The following is an 18,080-nucleotide window of genomic DNA, read 5'->3' as shown; positions in this document are numbered from 1 at the left end:
CGCGCGCGCGTAGGCTTGACGGGTGACTTCCGCACCCGCCCCCGCGTGCGGCCCCGGCGCCTGCGTGAGACGCCGGCCCTGCGCCGCCTCGTCTCCGAGACCCGCCTCGACCCGGCCGACCTCGTGCTGCCGATCTTCGTCCGCGAGGGCGTGAGCGAGCCCATCCCCATCGCCTCCATGCCGGGCGTCGTGCAGCACTCGCTCGACTCCGTGAAGCAGGCCGTGACGGATGCCGCGTCCGCGGGCGTCGGCGGCGTGATGCTGTTCGGCGTGCCCGAGGTGCGCGACGCCGTCGGCAGCGGTGCGACCGACCCGAACGGTATCCTCAACGTCGCGACGCGTGTCGTGGCCGACGAGGTCGGCGACGCGCTGGTCGTGCAGACCGACCTGTGCCTCGACGAGTTCACCGACCACGGCCACTGCGGCGTGCTCGACCCGCTCGGCCGCGTCGACAACGACGCCACGCTCGAGCGCGACCGCGAGATGGCGCTCGTGCAGGCGGCATCCGGATCGCAGCTGCTCGGCCTCTCGGGCATGATGGACGGCCAGGTCACCGCCGTGCGCGACGCGCTCGACGGTGCCGGCTTCACGCACACCGCGGTGCTGGCGTACTCGGCGAAGTACGCCTCGGCCTTCTACGGTCCGTTCCGCGACGCGGTCGAGTCGACGCTCGAGGGCGACCGCCGCACGTACCAGCTCGACCCGGGCAACCGTCGCGAGGGCCTGCGCGAGGCGATGATCGACATCGACGAGGGTGCCGACGTCGTCATGGTCAAGCCCGCCGGTTCGTACCTCGACGTGCTGGCCGACGTCGCCGCGGCGAGCGACGTTCCCGTGTGGGCGTACCAGGTGTCGGGCGAGTACGCGATGATCGAGGCCGCGGCGATGCACGGATGGATCGACCGCCGCCGCGCGGTCGTCGAGTCGGTGCGCGCCATCCGCCGCGCCGGCGCCGACGCCGTGCTCACGTACTGGGCGAGCGAGCTCGCCGGCTGGATCCGGGAGGGGATCGAATGACCGCTGCGACCACGACGAACGCGGCGCTGTTCGACCGCGCGCAGGCCGCGATCCCGGGCGGCGTCAACTCGCCCGTGCGCGCGTTCCGCTCGGTGGGCGGCACGCCACGCTTCCTCGTGTCGGCGCGCGGGCCGTACGTGACCGACGCCGAGGGTCGCGAATACGTCGACCTCGTCGCAGGGTGGGGACCCGCCATCCTCGGCCACGCCCACCCCGAGGTGATCGCCGCGGTGCAGGATGCCGCGGCGCGCGGCCTCTCGTTCGGCGCCTCCACGCCCGTCGAGACCGAGCTCGCCGAGCTCATCGAGCAGCGCGTGGCGCCGGTCGAGAAGCTGCGCCTCGTGTCCACCGGCACCGAGGCGACCATGAGCGCCATCCGCCTCGCCCGCGGCTTCACCGGGCGCGACCTGCTCGTGAAGTTCGCCGGCCACTACCACGGGCACTCCGACGGGCTGCTCGCCGAGGCGGGTTCGGGCCTCGCGACATTCGCCCTGCCGGGCTCCGCGGGCGTGCCCGCCGAGGTCGCCGCGCTCACGCTCGTCGTGCCGTACAACGACCTCCACGCGCTGCGTGCGGTGTTCGCCGAGCACGGTGAACGCATCGCGGCCGTCATCACCGAGGCGGCCGCCGCGAACATGGGCGTCGTGCCGCCGCTGCCGGGCTTCAACCGCGCGCTGGTCGAGCTCGCGCACGCGCACGGCGCGCTCGTCATCAGCGACGAGGTGCTCACGGGCTTCCGGGTGTCGAAGGCCGGATGGTGGGGCCTCGAGTCGGGCACCGACGCCGAGTACACGCCCGACCTCGTCACCTTCGGCAAGGTCGTCGGCGGCGGCATGCCCGTCGCGGCGCTCGGCGGTCGGGCCGAGATCATGGAGCGGCTCGCGCCGCTCGGCCCCGTCTACCAGGCGGGCACGCTCTCGGGGAACCCGGTCGCCGTGACCGCCGGCGTCACGACGCTGCGTCTCGCCGACGACGCCGTCTACGCGAAGCTCGACGAGGTCGCCGTGCTGCTGCAGCGCGAGGTGTCGGCGGCGCTCGCGGCCGAGGGCGTCGCGCACGGCGTGCAGCGCGCGGGCAACCTGTTCAGCTTCCTGTTCGGCGACGCCGTCGTCGGGGGAGCCCGCGACTACGCGGGCGTGCTCGCGCAGGAGTCGTGGCGCTATGCGCCGTTCTTCCACGCGATGCTCGACGCGGGCGTCTCGCTTCCGCCGAGCGTGTTCGAGGCGTGGTTCGTCACGGCCGCGCACGACGACGCCGCCGTGACGCGGATCCTCGACGCGCTCCCGGCGGCCGCCCGGGCCGCGGCTGCGGCCACCCCGGCAGTCGCCTGACGCGGGGCCTCCGAGTCGAGTCATCCGCCCGCCCTGGCCTGACGGCGCTCCGATGTGAGGTTCCGTGAACGGAACCGATCCGTCGTTTGTGGAGCGTCGACGACGCGACCCGATGGCAGGTCGGGCAGGATGGAACATATGGCCAACCTGCGCGTGCACAACGATCGGCTCGAGGTCCACCTCACGCCGGCCGAGAAGACGCTCGCGTTCCGCAGTGCCGACGTGATCGTCCAGCGCGACGACATCCGCTCGGCGACCATCACCGACGATCCGTGGATCTGGATCCGCGGCATCCGTCGTCGCGGCACCGAGGTGCCGCTCGTGATCGCCATCGGGGCGTGGAAGACGCACGGCGGGAGCGACTTCGTGGTCGTCAAGGGCAAGCGCCAGGCCGTCGTCCTCGAGCTCGCGGGCGGCGAGTTCGCGCGGCTCGTCCTCAGCACCAACCGCGCGGGCGAGCTCGTCGAGAAGCTGCGGGTCGGCGTGCCGACCGGGCACCACGTCGCCGACGAGATCTTCGCCGAGGAGGAGACGAGCGGCGACTGAGCCCGCCGCGCTCGCCACCGCGCCGCTCGCGTCCCTCGCGCCGGCTCAGGCGAACAGGAACAACGCGAACCCGATGAGCGGCAGCGTGCCCTGCACGAGCGCGGGCCGAAGGTAACCTCGCCCGGTCGTCGTCAGCACGATCGCGGCGGCCGCCATGCAGGCCGTGGTGAACAGGATGAGCGCGCGCGCCGCGTAGGGCAGGCTGCCCTCGAAGTAGAGGACGAGCCCGGCGCCCGCCCCGATCGCCAGGAACAGGTTGTAGAACCCCTGGTTGTAGGCCATCGGTCGCAGGGTCTCGGCCTGCTCCTCGTCGCGCACGTTGAAGATGCGCCACGTGCTGGGCTGCATCCACCGCACGCTCTCGAGCACGAAGATGTAGACGTGCAGCAGCGCGGCCAGCGCCACGACCACGCTGCCGATGATCGCGATGACGGACATGGCTGGATGCTACGCGCCCGCGCGCACACTGGCGCTCAGTGGCGCGCGACGCGTTCGACCTCGATCGCGACCGGCCGCTCCACGAACCGCTCGAACGCGGCGATCGCGTCGTCGCGCGAGGCGACCTCGGCGCGCGACATCCGCCGCCACGGCACGATGCGCACGGTCGCCGAGCGCGGGCCGACCGTCGGCGCCCACCGCCCGCACATGACGCCGTCCGCGAGCATGGCGTGCAGGGGGAACTCCGCCCCGTCGGCGCCCGGATGCCTCGCCGGAAGCAGGTACGTGCGGGGCGCGGCGTACCCCATCACGTACTCGTCATAGGCCTGCACGAGGTCGACGCGGGGCGCGCCATCGGAGGGCCGGGCGGATGTCGCGTCGCGATGCCGCTCGGCGACCTCGGCGTCGTGCCAGTAGGCGGTCCCGTCGGCGCCGTCGATCCGCGCGATGCGGCCGTTCGTCCGGTCGGCCGCATCCGCCAGCGCAGCTCGGGCGTCGCGCAGCCCGAACCCCGACCACGCGGAGAGGTCGCGGTCGGTGACGGGCCCTCGGACGCGCAGGTACCGCTCGGCGAGCTCGGCGAGCCCCTCGTCTCTTGCCCGGGTCGCGGCATCCGGCACTCGCTCGCGGAACGCCGCGTACGTGCGCTGCGCACCCGCGCTCGCGCCGGAGATCACCACGCGCTCGAGCTCGGCGAGCATCAGGCAGTAGGCCAGGGCGTTGCCCGTGGACGGGAGCCCGACGTCGGCCAGCGCCGCGCCGATCTCGGCCCGCGTCCGGTGGCCCTGGGCGACCGCGGCCTCGATGGTCGCGAGCACGCGATCGGCCACGGCGCCGGCGAGCCCGTGCCGTGTGTAGTACGTGCCGTTCGCGCGGTGCACGCGCTCGGCGGAGAGCGCGATGAGCCAGCCCGCGTCGGCGGGCGTCACGAAATGCCAGGTGGGCCGGAGCACGTGCGTGCGCAGGACGTCGCCGCGGTCGATCGCGGCGCCGACCGCGGCGGACGACGGGCGATCGTCGCCCGGAAGTCGCTGGGCGAGCCCCCACTGCGCGGGCAGGTACTCCTGCGACTGGACGGCGAGGAACCGCGACACCACATCGCCCGGTGTCGTCGCATCCAGCGCGTGGACGCCGTCCGTCGCGCGCAAGCCCTGGGCGGCGAGTCGCCGCGCCCGGACTTCCGCGAGCGTGAGCCTCATGGCCTACGAGACATCCCGCCGCCAGGTGGTAGCGCCGCCGATCACCGTGGCGACGACCGCGATGCCGAGCAGCACGATCCCACCCTGCCACCACTCGAGCGAGTCGGTCGAGCCGAGAGATGCCACGTTGTAGAACGACGCGCCGACCAGCGCATCGCTCGCGGCACCCGGAAGGAACCGCCCGACGTTCGCGGTCACCTCGTTGAGCGAGCTCACCAGGCGCAGCACCGGCTCGACGAACTGCGTGAACGCGATCACGATGACGATGGCCGCGACCTGGTTCGGCACGAGCGAACCGAGGCCCACGCCGATCGCGCCCCACAGCGCCATCGCGAGGACGCCGCGGCCGACGAGCGCCCACGCGTCGCTCGAGTCGAGCCCGGTGTCGAACCCGAATGCCGCCAGCGCGGCCGCGCCCGCGCCGACGGACGTCGCGAATCCGATGACGCCGAAGAGGCCGCCCACGATCAGTCCGGTCCAGAACTTGCCCGCGAGCACGGTCGAGCGGTGCGGCTCGGCGAGGAACGTCGTCGTCAGCGTGCGGTGCCGGAACTCGGAGGTCACGGCGAGCGCCCCGATCAGCACGGGGAACACGTACCCGGTCGACGAGGCGAAGCTGTAGAGCAGGGGGGCGAGGTCGACCCCGGGGGGCAGCCCGGTGCCGCCCGTGGAGGCCGCGGCATCCGGATTCTCGGTCGCCCAGCCGAGGAACGCGCCGAACCCGCCCGCCATCGTCGCGACGTACGCGACGAGGATGAGGGCCAGCAGCCACCACATCCGCGTGGTGAACACCTTCTGGAACTCGGCGGCGAGCGATCGTGCGAAGGCCATCACTGCGCACCCCCGTTCACGAGTGCCAGGAACGATTCCTCGAGGCCCGAAGCCAACCGGTGCAGGGCGCTCACCTCCACTCCGCCGACGAATGCGGCATGTCCGACGACCGCCGGATCGGGTTCGGACACGATCAGCCCGTTGCGGCCGTCGACGTACTGGAGGCCGGCCTGGTCGAGCGCGGCGGCGAGCCGCGCGCGGTCGGGCGAGTCGATGACGGTGCGAGGCGAGACCTCGGACTCGAGCTCGGCCAGCGAGCCGGCCTTGACCAGCCGGCCGCGCGAGATGATGACGACGTCGTCGACCGACTGCTGCACCTCGCTCAGCAGGTGCGAGCTGACGAGCACGGTGCGGCCCTCGGCGGCGAGGCTGCGGAGGAAGCCGCGGATCCAGCGGATGCCCTCGGGGTCGAGCCCGTTGATCGGCTCGTCGAGCACGAGCACGCGCGGGTCGCCGAGCAGCGTCGTCGCGAGCGCGAGCCGTTGCCGCATGCCGAGGGAGAAGCCGCCGACCCGACGATCGGCGAACTCGCTCATGCCGACCTGCGCCAGGACGGCATCGACGCGGTTCCGGCGGATGCCCCCCGCGGTCGCCATGACGCGCAAGTGATTCCGCGCGGTGCGGCCGGGATGGAACGCGGCGTCGAGGGCGGCGCCGACGGTCTCGAGGGGACGGGGCAGGTCGCGGTACCGAGCGCCACCGATCGAGGCCGTGCCGGCGGTCGGGCGCTCGAGGCCAAGCAGCAAGCGCAGCGTCGTGGTCTTGCCGGCTCCGTTCGGCCCGAGGAACCCGGTCACCCGCCCCGGCGCCACGGTGAAGGAGAGGTCCTCCACCGCGGTCACGGCGCCGAAGCGCTTCGTCAGTCCGGTGATCTCGATGGGGATGCCGTCGGTCATGTGCCTCCTCGGCGCTCGGGGCTCGGCGCTCGGCTCGGTCGGAATCGGGTCGGGGGTCGGAGCGGGCCGCCGTCAGTTCAGCGGCCGGATGCCTGGAGGCAGCACGCCTCCGGAGTACAGCATGGCGGCGAGGTCCTGCAGCGCGCCGAGGCTCACGCGCTGCGTGTTCGGTCCGTACGAGACGCGCGCGACGCCGAGTTCCTCGAGCCGATCGGGCGGCGGGACGTCGGACAGACCGATGAGCGACACGCGGCGGTGCCCGATGCCGTCGACGAGTTCGGCGATGACGTCGTCGCCGAAGTTGCCGGGGACGAAGACGCACGTCGCACCCGCATCGAGGTAGGCGCGGCCGCGCTCGATCGCGTCGGCGAGGCGCTCGTCGCGCGGGCGCTCGGCGCCCCGGATGAACGCATCGGTGCGGGCGTTGAGCGCGAAGGGCACGCCCTCGGCGTCCGCGGCGCCCACTGCCGCCTCGACAGCGGCGACCGATTCGGCGAACGGCCGCAGCTGGTCCTCGAGGTTCGCCCCCGCGATGCCTTCGCCGATCGCGCGACGGATCGTCTCACCGGCGTCGCCGTAGCCGGCCTCGAGGTCGGCCGTGACGGGCACCTCGACGGCGCGGGCGATGCGCCCGGCCATGTCGAGCATGAGGTCGCGGGGCATGTGCTCGCCGTCGGGGTAGCCGAACGTCGCGGCGATGGAATGGCTCGCCGTCGCGATCGCCCGGGTCTGGGGGAGGTCGGCCACGACGGTGGCGCCGATGACGTCCCACACGTTCACGACCTGCAGGAGCTCGTCATCGGTGTGCAGGCGCCGCAGCTCGGCCGCCCGATCGGCGAGGGTCATGCCCCTCAGCGTAGGGCGCGGAGGGTGCGTCAGCCCAGCCGATACGCCGTGGACAGCGCGATCGGGAGCCCGAAAGGGGGAGAATCCTCCGCTCGTCAGGCGAGCGCGGCGCGAAGCCCGCCGAGCAGGCGTTCCACGTCACCCTGGTCCGTGTACGGCGCGAGCCCCACGCGCAGGCCGCCCTCGTCGCCCAGCCCGAGTCGCCGCGACGCCTCGAGCGCGTAGAAGTTGCCGGATGGCGCGAGCACGCGATCCTCGGCGAGTCGACGCGTCACGTCCTCCGCGGCGATCCCGTCGAACGTCATGAGCACCGTCGGCGTGCGTCGCTCGGCCCGCGACCACACGGTCACCCGAGGAAGTGCCGCGAGACCCTCGCCGAGGCGCGCGGCGAGCGACGCCTCGTGCTCATGGAGCGCGGCGTACGAGGCGACGAGCCGTTCACGACGCGAGCTCGCGGCATCCGGTGCCCCGGTGTCGAGCGAGGCGAGCACCTCGACCGCCGCAGTGACGCCCGCCAGCAGCTCGTACGGCAGCGTGCCGAACTCGAAGCGCTCGGGCACGGCGTTCGTCGCCGGCAGCAGCTTGTCGGGCGTGATCGTCTCGAGCAGCTCGGGACGCGCGACGAGCACGCCGCAGTGCGGACCGAGGAACTTGTAGGGGGAGCACGTGAAGAAGTCGGCGCCGAGCGCGGCGACGTCGGGCAGCTCGTGCGCCGTTAAGTGCACGCCGTCGACGAAGAGCAGCGCCCCCGCGTCGTGCACGGCCGCCGCGATGGCGGGCAAGTCGGGCTGGGTGCCCAGGAGGTTCGACGCGGCGGTGACGGCGACGAGTCGCGTGCGATCGGAGAGCAGGCCGGTCACCGCGTCGACCGGCAGCTCGCCCGTCTCGGGGTCGAAGTCGGCCCAGCGCACCGTGGCGCCGACGCGCTCGGCGGCCTGGACCCATGGGCGCACGTTCGAGTCGTGGTCGAGCCGCGTCACGACCACCTCGTCGCCCACGCCCCACTGCCGTGACAGGTGGCGCGAGAAGTCGTACACGAGCTGCGTCGCGCTGCGGCCCTGGACGATGCCGCGCGGGTCCGCGTTCACGAGGTCGGCCATCGCCAGCCGGAAGCCGTGCACGGCCTCCTCGGCGCGCTGTTCCGACACCCCGATCGAGCCGCGGTTCGACAGCGGGCCGGTGAGCACGGATGCCACGGCCTCGCCGACCTGGCGCGGTGTCTGCGTGCCGCCGGGGCCGTCGAACTGCGCCCAACCGGACTCGAGCGAGGGGAACCAGGAGCGGATGCGCGCGACGTCGTAGGCCATGGTCTCGAAGCCTAGCGACGCCTCCTGCTGCTGCCAGTGGCGAACACGTCGGGGGGACCCGGCGGGTATGTCCCCCGGATGGGTCTGCTCGCGGGAGCGGCACGCGAGTAGCATTCGGCCATGGCCACGCGTCGCGTGGCGCACCCACGTATCGTGCTCGTCATCGCCGCGGTCGCCGCGATGACCGGATGCCTGTACGGCCCGCCGTACGACCAGATCCTGACGGGCGACGAGGAGCTGCTCGAGTACGCGCGAGAGACGTTCACCGACGCGGGCGATCGGGTCGCGATGGCCGTGATCGACGGCGATGAGGTGCGCACCGCCTTCGTCTCGGCCGACTCGTCGACGATGTTCGAGCTCGGCTCGGCGACGCGGCTGCTCACGGGGTTGCTGCTCGCCGATGCGATCGAGCGCCGCGAGGTCGCGCTCGACGATGAGGTCGGAAGGTACCTGCCGTTGGGGGAATCGCCGGCCGCCGAGTTGACGCTGCGGGCGCTCGCGACACAGCACTCGGGCCTGCCGGTACCGCCGAGGTGGAGAGCGGGCGGCTCGAGTTCTCCGGAGCCGGACGAACAGACGTCCGTCGAGCTGGAGGAGTTGCTCGAGCTCGTCGCGTCGTTGCCGGTGGACGACGAGCAGCGGTACGACTTCAACGATGTCCAGGCAGCACTGGTCGGTCACGCTGTTGCCGAAGCCACGAGCCGCGACTTCGCCGACCTGCTCGAGGAACGGGTCCTCGAGCCGATCGGCATGGACGACACGGTGCTGGCCGAGTCGGCCGACGACATTCCCGAGGCGCTCGCGCAGGGACGGACCGACGTCACCAAGGAGGCGGTCGAGTCCACCGACGCGGGCGCGTATACCCCTGCCGTCGGTGCCATCGTGACGCTCGACGACATGATCGCGCTCGCGCGCGGCGTGATGTCCGGTGCGATGTCGGACAGCGCCGCCCTCCGACCCATCGCTGACACGCCCTGGGCGAGCGAGGGCATCGGCTACTTCTGGGAGCGCGAACCGCGGCCCGAAGGCGATCTCACGAGCCTCTTCGGATGGTCCGAGGGCTTCTGCGCCGCCATGGTCGCGTATGCGGACGACGGCCAGGCGGCGATGGTCCTGCGGAACCTCGGCGAGACCTACCCCTGGGATGAAGCCGTCGCGCTGCTCGAGATCGTCAGGGAGTGACGATGCCCGATCGGATGCGAGTCGTTCGGGCATCGGTGGCACTCGCCGCCGTCGCTGCCATGAGCGGGTGCCTCTACGGTCCGCCGTACGACCAGCTGCTCTCCGGAGACCCGGCGCTCATCGAGTACGCCAGTGAACGCTACACCGACGCGGGGGACCAGGTCGCGGTGGCCGTGATCGACGGCGACGAGGTGCGCACCGCCTTCGTGTCGGCCGACGACTCGACGCGGTTCGGGTTCGGCCCGGCCACGCGAGGACTGACTGGACTGCTGCTGCAGGACGCGATCGAGCGCGGCGAGGTGGCGCTCGACGAGCGGATCGGCACGTACCTGGATCTCGGCGACGCTCCCGCCGCCGCGTTGACGTTCCGCCAGCTCGCCACCCACCATTCCGGATTGCCGCAGGAGCCGCTCGGACCGGCGGCGTGGGAGCCTCCGGTGTCGGCGGAGACGCAGCTCGCGGGCTCGGACCGCGGCGGGCTGGATGCGCTCCTCGCTCGCGTCGGGTCGATCGACCTCGTCCCCCAGCTGGACTTCAACGTGAGCGACTTCGATGCCGCGCTGGTCGGGCAGGCGATCGCCGCGGCCGCGGGAGTGCCGTTCGCCGACCTGCTCGAGCAGCGCGTGCTCGTACCGGGCGGGATGGCCGACGCCGTGGTGGTCGAGGACGTCGACCTGATGCCGACCGGTCTCGCCCAGGGCCACGATCGGATCGGCCGCAAAGTCGCGCGGGTCGGCAACGGCGCGTATGCGCCGGCGCTCGGCGCGGTCGTCACGCTCGCCGACGTCGTGGCGCTCGCCCGGGCCATCCTGGACGGGCCCTTCGCCGAGAACGCCGTGTTCGAGCCGATCGAGCGGACCCGCTGGCCGCAGGTGCGGATCGGGCTGTTCTGGGAGCGCATGGACACCTCCGACGGCGAGGTCGTGTACATCGAGGGCGCGTCCGACGGCTTCACGGCTGCGGTGCTGGTCGACCCCGCCGAGCGCACCGCGGCGGTCCTCCTCTCGAATGCCGAGGAGATCTGGCCGCGATCGCACGTGCGGCCGCTCCTCGCGGCGATCACCGAGTGACGCCTGAGGAGTACCATGCGGGTATGGCCACGCGTCGCGTGGCGCACCCACGCATCGTGTTCGTCATCGCCGCGCTGGCCGCGATGACCGGGTGCATGTACGGCCCGCCGTACGACCAGTTGCTCACGGGTGACGAGGAACTGCTCGAGTACGCCAAGGAGAAGTTCACCGACGCCGGCGATCGCGTCGCCATGGCGGTGATCGACGGCGACGACGTGCGGACGGCGTTCGTGTCGGCCGACTCGTCGACGATGTTCGAGTTGGGCTCGGCGACGCGGCTGCTCACGGGGTTGCTGCTCGCCGACGCGATCGAGCGCGGCGAGGTCGCCCTTGACGATCCGATCGGGTGGTACCTGCCGCTGGGTGATTCGCCCGCTGCGTCATTGACATTGAGATCCCTCGCCACACAGCATTCCGGACTGCCGCCCGGCGGTCCGCGGTGGGTCGATCCGGAGGTGCTCGCCGACGGTGCTTCGGACTCGAACGACGCCCCACCCGAGGTGCCTGCGCCGGTCGATCTGGAGGAGGTGCTCGACCTCGTCTCGGCCGTTCCGGTGGACCCGTCGGTCTACGACTACAGCCACCTACAGGCAACCTTGGTCGGTCATGTCCTGGCCGAGGCCGCGGACCGCGACTTCGCCGAACTGCTCGAGGAACGCGTGCTCGAGCCCGTCGGGATGGAGAACGCCGTGCTCGCCGAGTCGGTCGAGGACGTGCCGGACGCGCTCGTCCGGTCGGAGGGCGCATACGTACCCCAGACCGGGGCGTACGCGCCCGCGATGGGCCTGATCGTGACGATCGACGACATGATCGCGCTGGCCCGAGACGTCATCTCCGGAGACGCCTCCGACAGTGCCGCCCTCGAACCGCTCGTGAACACGCCCCACGGGAAGCGGATCGGTTACTTCTGGGAGGTCGCGTCACGCCCGGAAGGCGACATCATCGCCCTGTACGGGTGGTCGCGCCAATTCTGCGCTGCGATGGTCGTGAGCGCGGAGGACCGGCACGCGGCGATCGTGCTGCGGAACAGCGGCGACACCTATCCGTGGGATGAGGGCCTGGAGGTCTTCGCCATCGTGGAGGACTGAGCCCGCGAAGCAGGATCCGGGTGATGTTCCCTCCGATCACCGTCCGGCCCGGGCTAGCATGCAGGCATGCAGGACGCGGGGCCTGCGGGTATGCGCGAGCGGGATGAGGGGCGACCGACGGCCGCGGTCGACGAACGCCCTCCTCCGGAGCTGCCGCCGCGCACGTCGTTCACCACCGTGCTCGACGGGTTCTTCTTCGTGTACGCCGGCGTCGCGTCGGTCTGGCTCGCGTGGCTGCTGCTGACGCAGTCATTCGAATTCGGATGGTTCGGCATCCTGTTCTTCCTCGTCTTCTGGCTCGTGCTGGCTTACCTCGTGCTGCCACGACTGCACCGGATCCTCACGACGATCTACGTCCCCGACTACTTCATCGGGCGCACACGCACGAGCGACGGCCTGCTCGGCGACCCCGTGAACCTCGCGTTCGACGGGCCGGAGGCCTCGCTGCACGCGGCGATGCGGGCAGCCGGATGGACGCGCGCCGATGACGTGACGCTCGCCTCGGGATGGCGCATCGTCACGTCGACGCTGTCGCGGCGGAGCTACGACGAGGCGCCCGTCAGCCCGCTGTTCCTGTTCGGCCGGCAGCAGGACTTCGCGTACCAGCAGGAGGTCGAGGGCAACCCCGCGAGACGCCACCACGTGCGGTTCTGGCGGACGCCCGACGGATGGCTGCTCCCCGGCGGTCGGCGCGTGGACTGGCTCGCCGCAGGCACCTTCGACCGGGCAGTGGGATTCTCGCTCTTCACGCTGCAGGTCACCCACAAGATCGACGCCGACATCGACATCGAGCGCGATCACATCGTCGCGACGCTGACCGGCGCCGTCCCCGAGGTGCGCATCGACGTGCTGCGCGACTTCTCGACCGGATACCACTCGCGCAATGGCGGCGGCGACACCATCCGGACGGACGGCGACCTGCCCGTGGTGAACGTGACGGCGGTGCCCGGTGCACGGGTGGGATCGCCGAGGGAGGCCTGCCAGTGAGCCGCCGCGGCCGCGCCGTCCCGGCCGGGCCCACCTCCGTCGAGAAGCGCACGGCGTACGAGCCGCCGGCGCGGCTGGCCGAGCGCGAACCGGCGCCGAAGCGCGTCCGGCGACCGGCCGCGACCACGTTCGGCACCGTGCTCGTGGTGCTCCGCGTGATCGCCGGCGTGATCTGGCTGGTGTCGCTCGCGCTGCAGTGGGACGAGGTGGTCGAGCGCGAGCTCGACGTGGTGCTCGAGGGTCGCCCCGAGGCCGCGGCCGCCGACATGGGGCTGAAGGTCGTACTCGTGGTCGGTTCGATCCTCCTCGTCATCCAGCTCGTGCTCGCCGTGCTCATCTGGTTCGGCAGCAACGGTGCGCGCATCACGGTCATGCTGTTCTCGACCGCGACCATCACCGCCGCGGCGCTCGACTCGATCACGGGCGATGTCGAGGTGACGATCCAGACGACGTTCCTGACGGTCGCGCTGGACATCCTCGTCCTGCTCGCGCTGTCGAGTCGCGAGGCGCGGTCGTTCGCGCGGCGCACGCGCGGGTTCGCCCGGCCGCGTCGGGTCGACCGACCGTGAATGCACGAGCCTCTCCTACGATGGCGTCCATGCGTGCGATGCGGGTGCGGCGGCCGGCTGGTGTGATCGCGGCCACGATGGCGGTGGCCGTGATGGCCGGATGCAGCGCCGGCGCACCGCAGGCGGAGGAAGCCGGAGCGTCGACCCGCTACTCGGGCGACGAGGAGCTGCTCCAGGTCATCCGCCCGTCGTTCAGCGGCCCTGACGATATCGCGGCGGTGGCCCTGGTCGCCGACGGCGAGGTTCGGACGGCCTTCGTCCGCGCCGATGCCGAGACGCGGTTCGAGATCGGCTCCATCACGAAGACCTTCACCGGCCTGCTCCTCGCCGAGGCGATCGAGCGGGGTGAAGTGGCCCTCGACGACCCGCTCGGCATTCATCTCGATCTTGACGACGCACCGGTCGCCGACGTCACGCTCGGCGCACTCGCGACCCATCAGTCGGGCCTGCCGATCTTCCCCAGCGATCCCGAATGGCAGCAGGAGGCTGCGGCGCTGGACGCCGAGGGCAAGGACGCGGTCGACGAGACGCTCGACGAACTGCTCGCGCTCGCGCGCGCCGAGCAGCTCCCGAACGACCCGACCACGGCGTACTCCAACTTCGGCGCCGCCCTCGCGGGGCAGGCGCTGGCAGCGGCCGCCGGCACCGAGTACCGCGACATACTCGCCGAGCGCATCCTCGAGCCGCTCGGGCTCGAGGACACCTCCCTCCCCATCGAGGACGACGATCATGTGAAGGGGCTGGCGCAAGGCTTTACGGGCGATCGCCGGAAGGCCGATCCCAGCACCCTCGGCGCGTTCGCGCCGGCCGGCGGCATCGTCACGACCGTCGAGGACCTGGCCCGCTACGCGCAGGGCGTCATCGACGGACCCTACGCCGGCAGCGCCGCGCTCGAGCCGAATCCGTTCGGGGACGGCGACTACGGCTACTTCTGGGCGCTCTCGTCGCGCGGCGACCGCGACCTCGTCTCGCACGACGGAATGACGACCGGCTTCACGAGCGCGCTGCTCATCGACCGGACGGCCGGCACCGCGGCGATCGTGTTCGTCAATCGCAGCTCGCGCCCGGTCCATGAGGTCGCACGCGACCTGCTCGGCCAAGTGGACTGAGCGCCGTCAGGCCAATCCGACCCCGCGTCCGCGGATCTCGAGCCCGAGCCATCCGGCCAGCGAATCGAGTTCGGCGAAGACCGCCTCGACGACCTCGGGCGTGAACGGCTCGTCCTCGTGGATCGCGTCGACGCGCAGCACGCCCTCAGCACGGTCGGCGGTCGCGTCGACCTTGCCGACGAGCCGGTCGCCGTGCAGGACCGGCATCGCCCAGTATCCCCAGCGGCGCTGGTCGCGCGGCTTGTACATCTCGAGCACGTACTCGACGTCGAAGAGCTCGGCGAGGCGCCGCCGATCGAACACGAGGCGGTCGAGCGGCGACAGCAGCGCGGTGCGAGGGCGCAATGGCTCGTCGACGCGGGCCAGCGCCGCGCCATCCACGCGCCAGGCGCCGGGCAGGCCGTCGACCCGCGCCGGCTCGCCGATGCCGCGCGTGTCGATCGGCTCGTTCGGCGTGCTCGACCCGCGGCCCTCGCGCAGGATCCCGAGCGAGGCGAGGCGCCGCTCGTTGCGCAGCCGGTACGCGTCGGCCTGGTCGAGGTGATCCTGCTCGAGCGCCTCGGGGTAGACGCGCTCAGCGAGGTCCCACAGTCGGGCGCCGTCGCGACGGCCGGCGACGGCGACATCACCGCGCATCATGAGGCACTCGAGCATGGTCTGCACGTTCTTGTCGTTGGTCCATCCGGTCGACGACCAGGCCACGACCGAGGTGTCGGGCAACTCGGTCGCCGGGAGCGGGCCGTGGGCGGTGAGGCGCAGCAGCAGGTCGCTGCGGAACGACGAGTTCGCCTCGATCCAGCCGCGCGTGCGATCGTGGCGTGGCCAGTCGCGCATCGACGGGCGGAACAGCCGCAGGTCGTCCATGGGTCGCACCATCAGGTCGAGCTCGAACAGCGTGCGCTCGACCTCGAGCGCGCGCGTGAGCTCGGCCGGGTCGTACCGTTCGCCGAGGCGGCTCCACAGCACGACGTCGGCGCTCGGGGCGATCGCCGAGACCGGGTCGACCTTCACGAACGTGAGTCGTCGCACGGTGTCGACCACGTCGGCGGGCCGATCGGCCTCGAGCGCCTGCGCGCGCACCGCGATGCGGCGCGCCTGCGCCTTCGTCAGCTCGACGACCATGCGCCCACGCTACGCCGCGCCTCCGACCGCGCGAGGCTGCGCTCAGGCGACGGATGCCGCGTGGCGCGCGCAGTGCCCGGGGCCGCACGCCTCGCAGCGCACGAGCCGGCCGCGGCACGAGGCATCCGTGCAGTTCACGGTGCGCTTGGACGGAGTTCCACACCCCTCGCACGTGCCGATCACGGCGGCGCGCTCACTGAAGTCGACCGATTCACGCCCGTCGAACACGACCAGCGAACCCTCCCAGAGCCCGTCGTCGCCGAAGCGCTCGCCGTACCGGACGATGCCCCCGTCGAGCTGGTAGAGCTCACCGAAGCCGCGTGCGGCCATCAGGCTCGAGAGGACCTCGCATCGGATGCCGCCCGTGCAGTACGTCACGACCGGCCGGCCCTTCAGGTGGTCGTACGCGCCCGAGTCGAGCAGGCCGACGAAGTCGCGCGTGGTCTCGACCGGCGGCACGATCGCGCCGCGGAACCGCCCGATCTCGGCTTCGAGCGCGTTGCGTCCGTCGAAGAAGACGACCTCGTCGCCGCGCTCGGCGACGAGCTCGTGCAGTGCGTCCGGGCTGAGGCGCGTGCCGCCGCCGATGACGCCCGACTCGTCGACGCGCAGTTCGTCGGGTGCGCCAAACGAGACGATCTCGTCGCGCACCTTCACGCTGAGCTTCGGGAAGTCGAGGCTGCGACCCTCGTCGTCGAGCTCGCTGCCCTCGCTCCACTTGAAGTCGATGGCCGTGAACGCCGGATAATCCCGGGTCTTGCGGACGTAGCGCTTGAGTGAGCCCATCTCGCCGCCGAGCGTGCCGTTGATCCCGTCCTTCGAGATGAGCACGCGGCCGCGCAGGCCGAGGGAGTCCGCGAGGTCGCGCTGCCACAGCCGGATCGCGTCGGGGTCGGCGAGCGGCGTGAAGACGTAGAACAGCAGGATCTTGGCGAGCGGCACCCGGCGATCCTAGGGCGATCGCCTGAGCGGATGCCGCGTCGCGGCGTGTGCTCGTGCGGCGTGGCGCGGCCCGACGTAGCCTGACCGCGACGGTGAGAGGCGACCGGACGAGCCGACGGACGACCGACGAGGAGGATCGACGATGCTCGACCTGGATCCGTACGCTGCGCTGCAGAAGCTCCGCCCCGTGGAGTCGTTCCACGTCACGAGCGCCGACTTCGACGACGGCGGCGCACTCGCGCGCCCGCAGTGGAGTGCCGCCGCCGGAGGCGTCGACCGGTCGCCCCAGCTGTCGTGGTCGGGCTTCCCGGAGCGCACGCGCGGCTTCGCCGTGACGTGCATCGACGTCGACGCGCCGACGGGGTCCGGATGGTGGCACTGGGCGGTCGCGAACCTGCCCCTCTCGACGACGAGCCTCGAGGCGGGCGCGGGCGCGCCCGGCGGCCCGGCGCTGCCCGAGGGCGCGCTCGTGCTGCGCAACGAGGACGGCGATCGCGGGTTCGGCGGCGTCGGGCCGCCTCGCGGCACCGGGGCGCACCGGTACGTGTTCGTGGTGCACGCACTCGACGTGCCGAGCCTCGACCTCGACCCCGCGTCGTCGCCCGCGATACTCGGGATCCGCTGCTTCTTCCATGGGCTCGCACGCGGCATCCTCACGGGCATCGCGAATCGCGACTGAGCCCGCCGATCCGTCAGTCGCGTCGCCGGCCGAACACGAAGTACGCCAGCGGGCCGACGAAGTTCACGAGGATGATGACCGCCCACATCGGCTTCGGGCCGTTGACGTCGTCGGCGGGACGCTTGGCGAGATCCGTCCACGCCGCTGCGGCCAGGGCGAACTGGATGATCACCGAGATGATCGCCCTGCTCTTCTGCTGCGGCGTGATGTCGCTCCACCGTTTCGCGGTTGCCATGGGATCCTCCGTTCCCGAGTTGCCGAACCGATCTTCCGGGCTAGTGCTTGTTGCCCGACAGCGCCAGTACGCCGCCGAGGCCGATCATCATGACACCGCCGGTCGCGGCCAGGTGCGACGCGCGCCGCGGCGACGACGCGAACCAGTCGCGCGCCCACCCCGCAGCGAGCGCCCAGACCGAGTCGCACGCGAGTGCGAGCACGACGAACGCCGTGCCCAGCGTCGCCATCTGCAGCGGGATCGCCCCGGCGTGGAAGTCGACGAACTGCGGCAGGACGGCGACGAAGAACGCGATCGTCTTCGGGTTCGTGACGCCCACGACGAACCCCTCGCCGAGCAGGCGCCAGTGCGAGCGAGGCGCGACGGCACCCGTGACGGCGGCCGCGGCATCCGCCCGGTGACGGATCGCCTGCACGCCGAGGTAGACGAGGTACAGGGCCCCCGCGATCTTGATGCCCGTGAACAGCAGCACCGACTGCGCGACGACGGTGCCGACGCCGAGCGCGACGGCCGCCACGAGCGGCAGCATGCCGATCGCATTGCCGACCACGCTGAGCAGCCCGCCGATGCGCCCGAGCGCGAGCGAGCGGCCGATGACGAACAGCACGCTGGGTCCCGGGATGACGATGAGCACCACCGAGGCGAGCACGAACGCCCAGAAGTTGGATGCGGGGACCATTCGAGGA

Annotated in this window: 20 protein-coding genes; 10 read left to right on the top strand and 10 right to left on the bottom strand. The window is 71.9% G+C overall.

Annotation, left to right across the window (positions count from 1 at the left end):
• The first annotated feature begins 45 nt into the window (after window positions 1–45).
• From hemB to BLT99_RS13765, 3 genes are all read left to right on the top strand, one after another.
• A complete protein-coding gene (gene hemB / locus BLT99_RS13775) occupies window positions 46–1,017 on the top strand; it encodes a porphobilinogen synthase (protein ID WP_231945687.1) in 972 nt (323 codons plus the stop codon).
• Entirely contained in the window at window positions 1,014–2,348 is a 1,335-nt protein-coding gene (gene hemL, locus BLT99_RS13770; RefSeq protein ID WP_092673609.1) for a glutamate-1-semialdehyde 2,1-aminomutase, read from the top strand. Before hemB ends, hemL begins: the two co-directional genes overlap by 4 nt.
• Before the next feature lie 138 nt (window positions 2,349–2,486).
• Window positions 2,487–2,894: a hypothetical protein gene (locus tag BLT99_RS13765; RefSeq protein ID WP_188434362.1), complete on the top strand. Its 408-nt coding sequence runs from the start codon at window positions 2,487–2,489 to the stop codon at window positions 2,892–2,894.
• 45 nt (window positions 2,895–2,939) lie between these two features.
• On the opposite strand, the gene BLT99_RS13760 is transcribed toward BLT99_RS13765, so the two are convergent.
• The 6 genes from BLT99_RS13760 to BLT99_RS13735 all read right to left on the bottom strand — a co-directional run bounded on the left by BLT99_RS13760 (window position 2,940) and on the right by BLT99_RS13735 (window position 8,411).
• The gene (locus BLT99_RS13760) at window positions 2,940–3,332 is read right to left on the bottom strand and encodes a DUF1304 domain-containing protein (RefSeq protein ID WP_166670870.1); all 393 of its coding nucleotides are present in this window, start codon (window positions 3,330–3,332) and stop codon (window positions 2,940–2,942) included.
• A 35-nt stretch (window positions 3,333–3,367) separates the two neighbouring features.
• Complete coding sequence (locus BLT99_RS13755; RefSeq protein WP_092673606.1) at window positions 3,368–4,531, bottom strand: winged helix DNA-binding domain-containing protein; 1,164 nt, start codon at window positions 4,529–4,531, stop codon at window positions 3,368–3,370.
• Window positions 4,532–4,534: 3 nt separating this feature from the next.
• On the bottom strand, window positions 4,535–5,362 hold the full coding sequence (locus BLT99_RS13750) for an ABC transporter permease (RefSeq protein ID WP_092676383.1): 828 nt from the start codon (window positions 5,360–5,362) through the stop codon (window positions 4,535–4,537).
• Window positions 5,362–6,258: an ABC transporter ATP-binding protein gene (locus BLT99_RS13745; RefSeq protein ID WP_092673603.1), complete on the bottom strand. Its 897-nt coding sequence runs from the start codon at window positions 6,256–6,258 to the stop codon at window positions 5,362–5,364. The genes BLT99_RS13750 and BLT99_RS13745 overlap by 1 nt, the downstream gene beginning before the upstream one ends.
• Window positions 6,259–6,330: 72 nt before the next feature.
• A complete protein-coding gene (locus BLT99_RS13740) occupies window positions 6,331–7,104 on the bottom strand; it encodes an isocitrate lyase/PEP mutase family protein (RefSeq protein WP_092673599.1) in 774 nt (257 codons plus the stop codon).
• A gap of 95 nt (window positions 7,105–7,199) precedes the next feature.
• Window positions 7,200–8,411, bottom strand: a complete 1,212-nt coding sequence (locus BLT99_RS13735) for a cysteine desulfurase-like protein (protein ID WP_092673596.1) — start codon at window positions 8,409–8,411, stop codon at window positions 7,200–7,202.
• Between the two features lie 120 nt (window positions 8,412–8,531).
• Between BLT99_RS13735 and BLT99_RS13730 the strand changes: the two genes are divergently transcribed.
• The 6 genes from BLT99_RS13730 to BLT99_RS13705 all read left to right on the top strand — a co-directional run bounded on the left by BLT99_RS13730 (window position 8,532) and on the right by BLT99_RS13705 (window position 14,416).
• The gene (locus BLT99_RS13730; protein ID WP_092673593.1) at window positions 8,532–9,593 is read left to right on the top strand and encodes a serine hydrolase domain-containing protein; all 1,062 of its coding nucleotides are present in this window, start codon (window positions 8,532–8,534) and stop codon (window positions 9,591–9,593) included.
• A gap of 2 nt (window positions 9,594–9,595) precedes the next feature.
• Complete coding sequence (locus BLT99_RS13725; RefSeq protein ID WP_092673590.1) at window positions 9,596–10,663, top strand: serine hydrolase domain-containing protein; 1,068 nt, start codon at window positions 9,596–9,598, stop codon at window positions 10,661–10,663.
• 23 nt (window positions 10,664–10,686) lie between these two features.
• A complete protein-coding gene (locus BLT99_RS13720; RefSeq protein WP_092673587.1) occupies window positions 10,687–11,751 on the top strand; it encodes a serine hydrolase domain-containing protein in 1,065 nt (354 codons plus the stop codon).
• Between the two features lie 66 nt (window positions 11,752–11,817).
• Window positions 11,818–12,738 carry an LssY C-terminal domain-containing protein gene (locus tag BLT99_RS13715; protein ID WP_229724401.1) on the top strand — a complete coding sequence of 307 codons (921 nt, stop codon included), beginning with the start codon at window positions 11,818–11,820 and terminating at the stop codon, window positions 12,736–12,738.
• On the top strand, window positions 12,735–13,307 hold the full coding sequence (locus BLT99_RS13710) for a hypothetical protein (RefSeq protein WP_092673581.1): 573 nt from the start codon (window positions 12,735–12,737) through the stop codon (window positions 13,305–13,307). The genes BLT99_RS13715 and BLT99_RS13710 overlap by 4 nt, the downstream gene beginning before the upstream one ends.
• Before the next feature lie 20 nt (window positions 13,308–13,327).
• Window positions 13,328–14,416, top strand: coding sequence for a serine hydrolase domain-containing protein (locus BLT99_RS13705; protein ID WP_092673578.1), 1,089 nt, complete (start codon window positions 13,328–13,330; stop codon window positions 14,414–14,416).
• A 6-nt stretch (window positions 14,417–14,422) separates the two neighbouring features.
• Here BLT99_RS13705 and BLT99_RS13700 read toward each other — a convergent pair whose 3' ends face one another.
• Window positions 14,423–15,538 (bottom strand): DNA glycosylase AlkZ-like family protein, encoded by a 1,116-nt coding sequence (locus BLT99_RS13700; RefSeq protein ID WP_092673575.1) that lies wholly within the window; start codon window positions 15,536–15,538, stop codon window positions 14,423–14,425.
• Window positions 15,539–15,580: 42 nt separating this feature from the next.
• A complete protein-coding gene (gene trhO / locus BLT99_RS13695) occupies window positions 15,581–16,480 on the bottom strand; it encodes an oxygen-dependent tRNA uridine(34) hydroxylase TrhO (RefSeq protein ID WP_092673572.1) in 900 nt (299 codons plus the stop codon).
• 142 nt (window positions 16,481–16,622) lie between these two features.
• On the opposite strand from trhO, the gene BLT99_RS13690 reads away from it, so the two are divergent.
• Window positions 16,623–17,159, top strand: a complete 537-nt coding sequence (locus BLT99_RS13690) for a YbhB/YbcL family Raf kinase inhibitor-like protein (RefSeq protein ID WP_092673569.1) — start codon at window positions 16,623–16,625, stop codon at window positions 17,157–17,159.
• A gap of 13 nt (window positions 17,160–17,172) precedes the next feature.
• On the opposite strand, the gene BLT99_RS13685 is transcribed toward BLT99_RS13690, so the two are convergent.
• Both BLT99_RS13685 and BLT99_RS13680 read right to left on the bottom strand, forming a co-directional pair.
• Entirely contained in the window at window positions 17,173–17,394 is a 222-nt protein-coding gene (locus BLT99_RS13685; RefSeq protein WP_092673566.1) for a PLD nuclease N-terminal domain-containing protein, read from the bottom strand.
• Window positions 17,395–17,434: 40 nt separating this feature from the next.
• Window positions 17,435–18,073 carry a LysE family translocator gene (locus BLT99_RS13680; RefSeq protein WP_092673563.1) on the bottom strand — a complete coding sequence of 213 codons (639 nt, stop codon included), beginning with the start codon at window positions 18,071–18,073 and terminating at the stop codon, window positions 17,435–17,437.
• Between the last annotated feature and the right edge of the window lie 7 nt (window positions 18,074–18,080).

It is taken from the genome of Agromyces flavus (genome assembly GCF_900104685.1).
Classification (GTDB): domain Bacteria; phylum Actinomycetota; class Actinomycetes; order Actinomycetales; family Microbacteriaceae; genus Agromyces; species Agromyces flavus.
The sequence above is the reverse complement of the archived record's forward strand: the minus strand, read 5'-3'. Positions and strand labels throughout refer to the sequence as shown.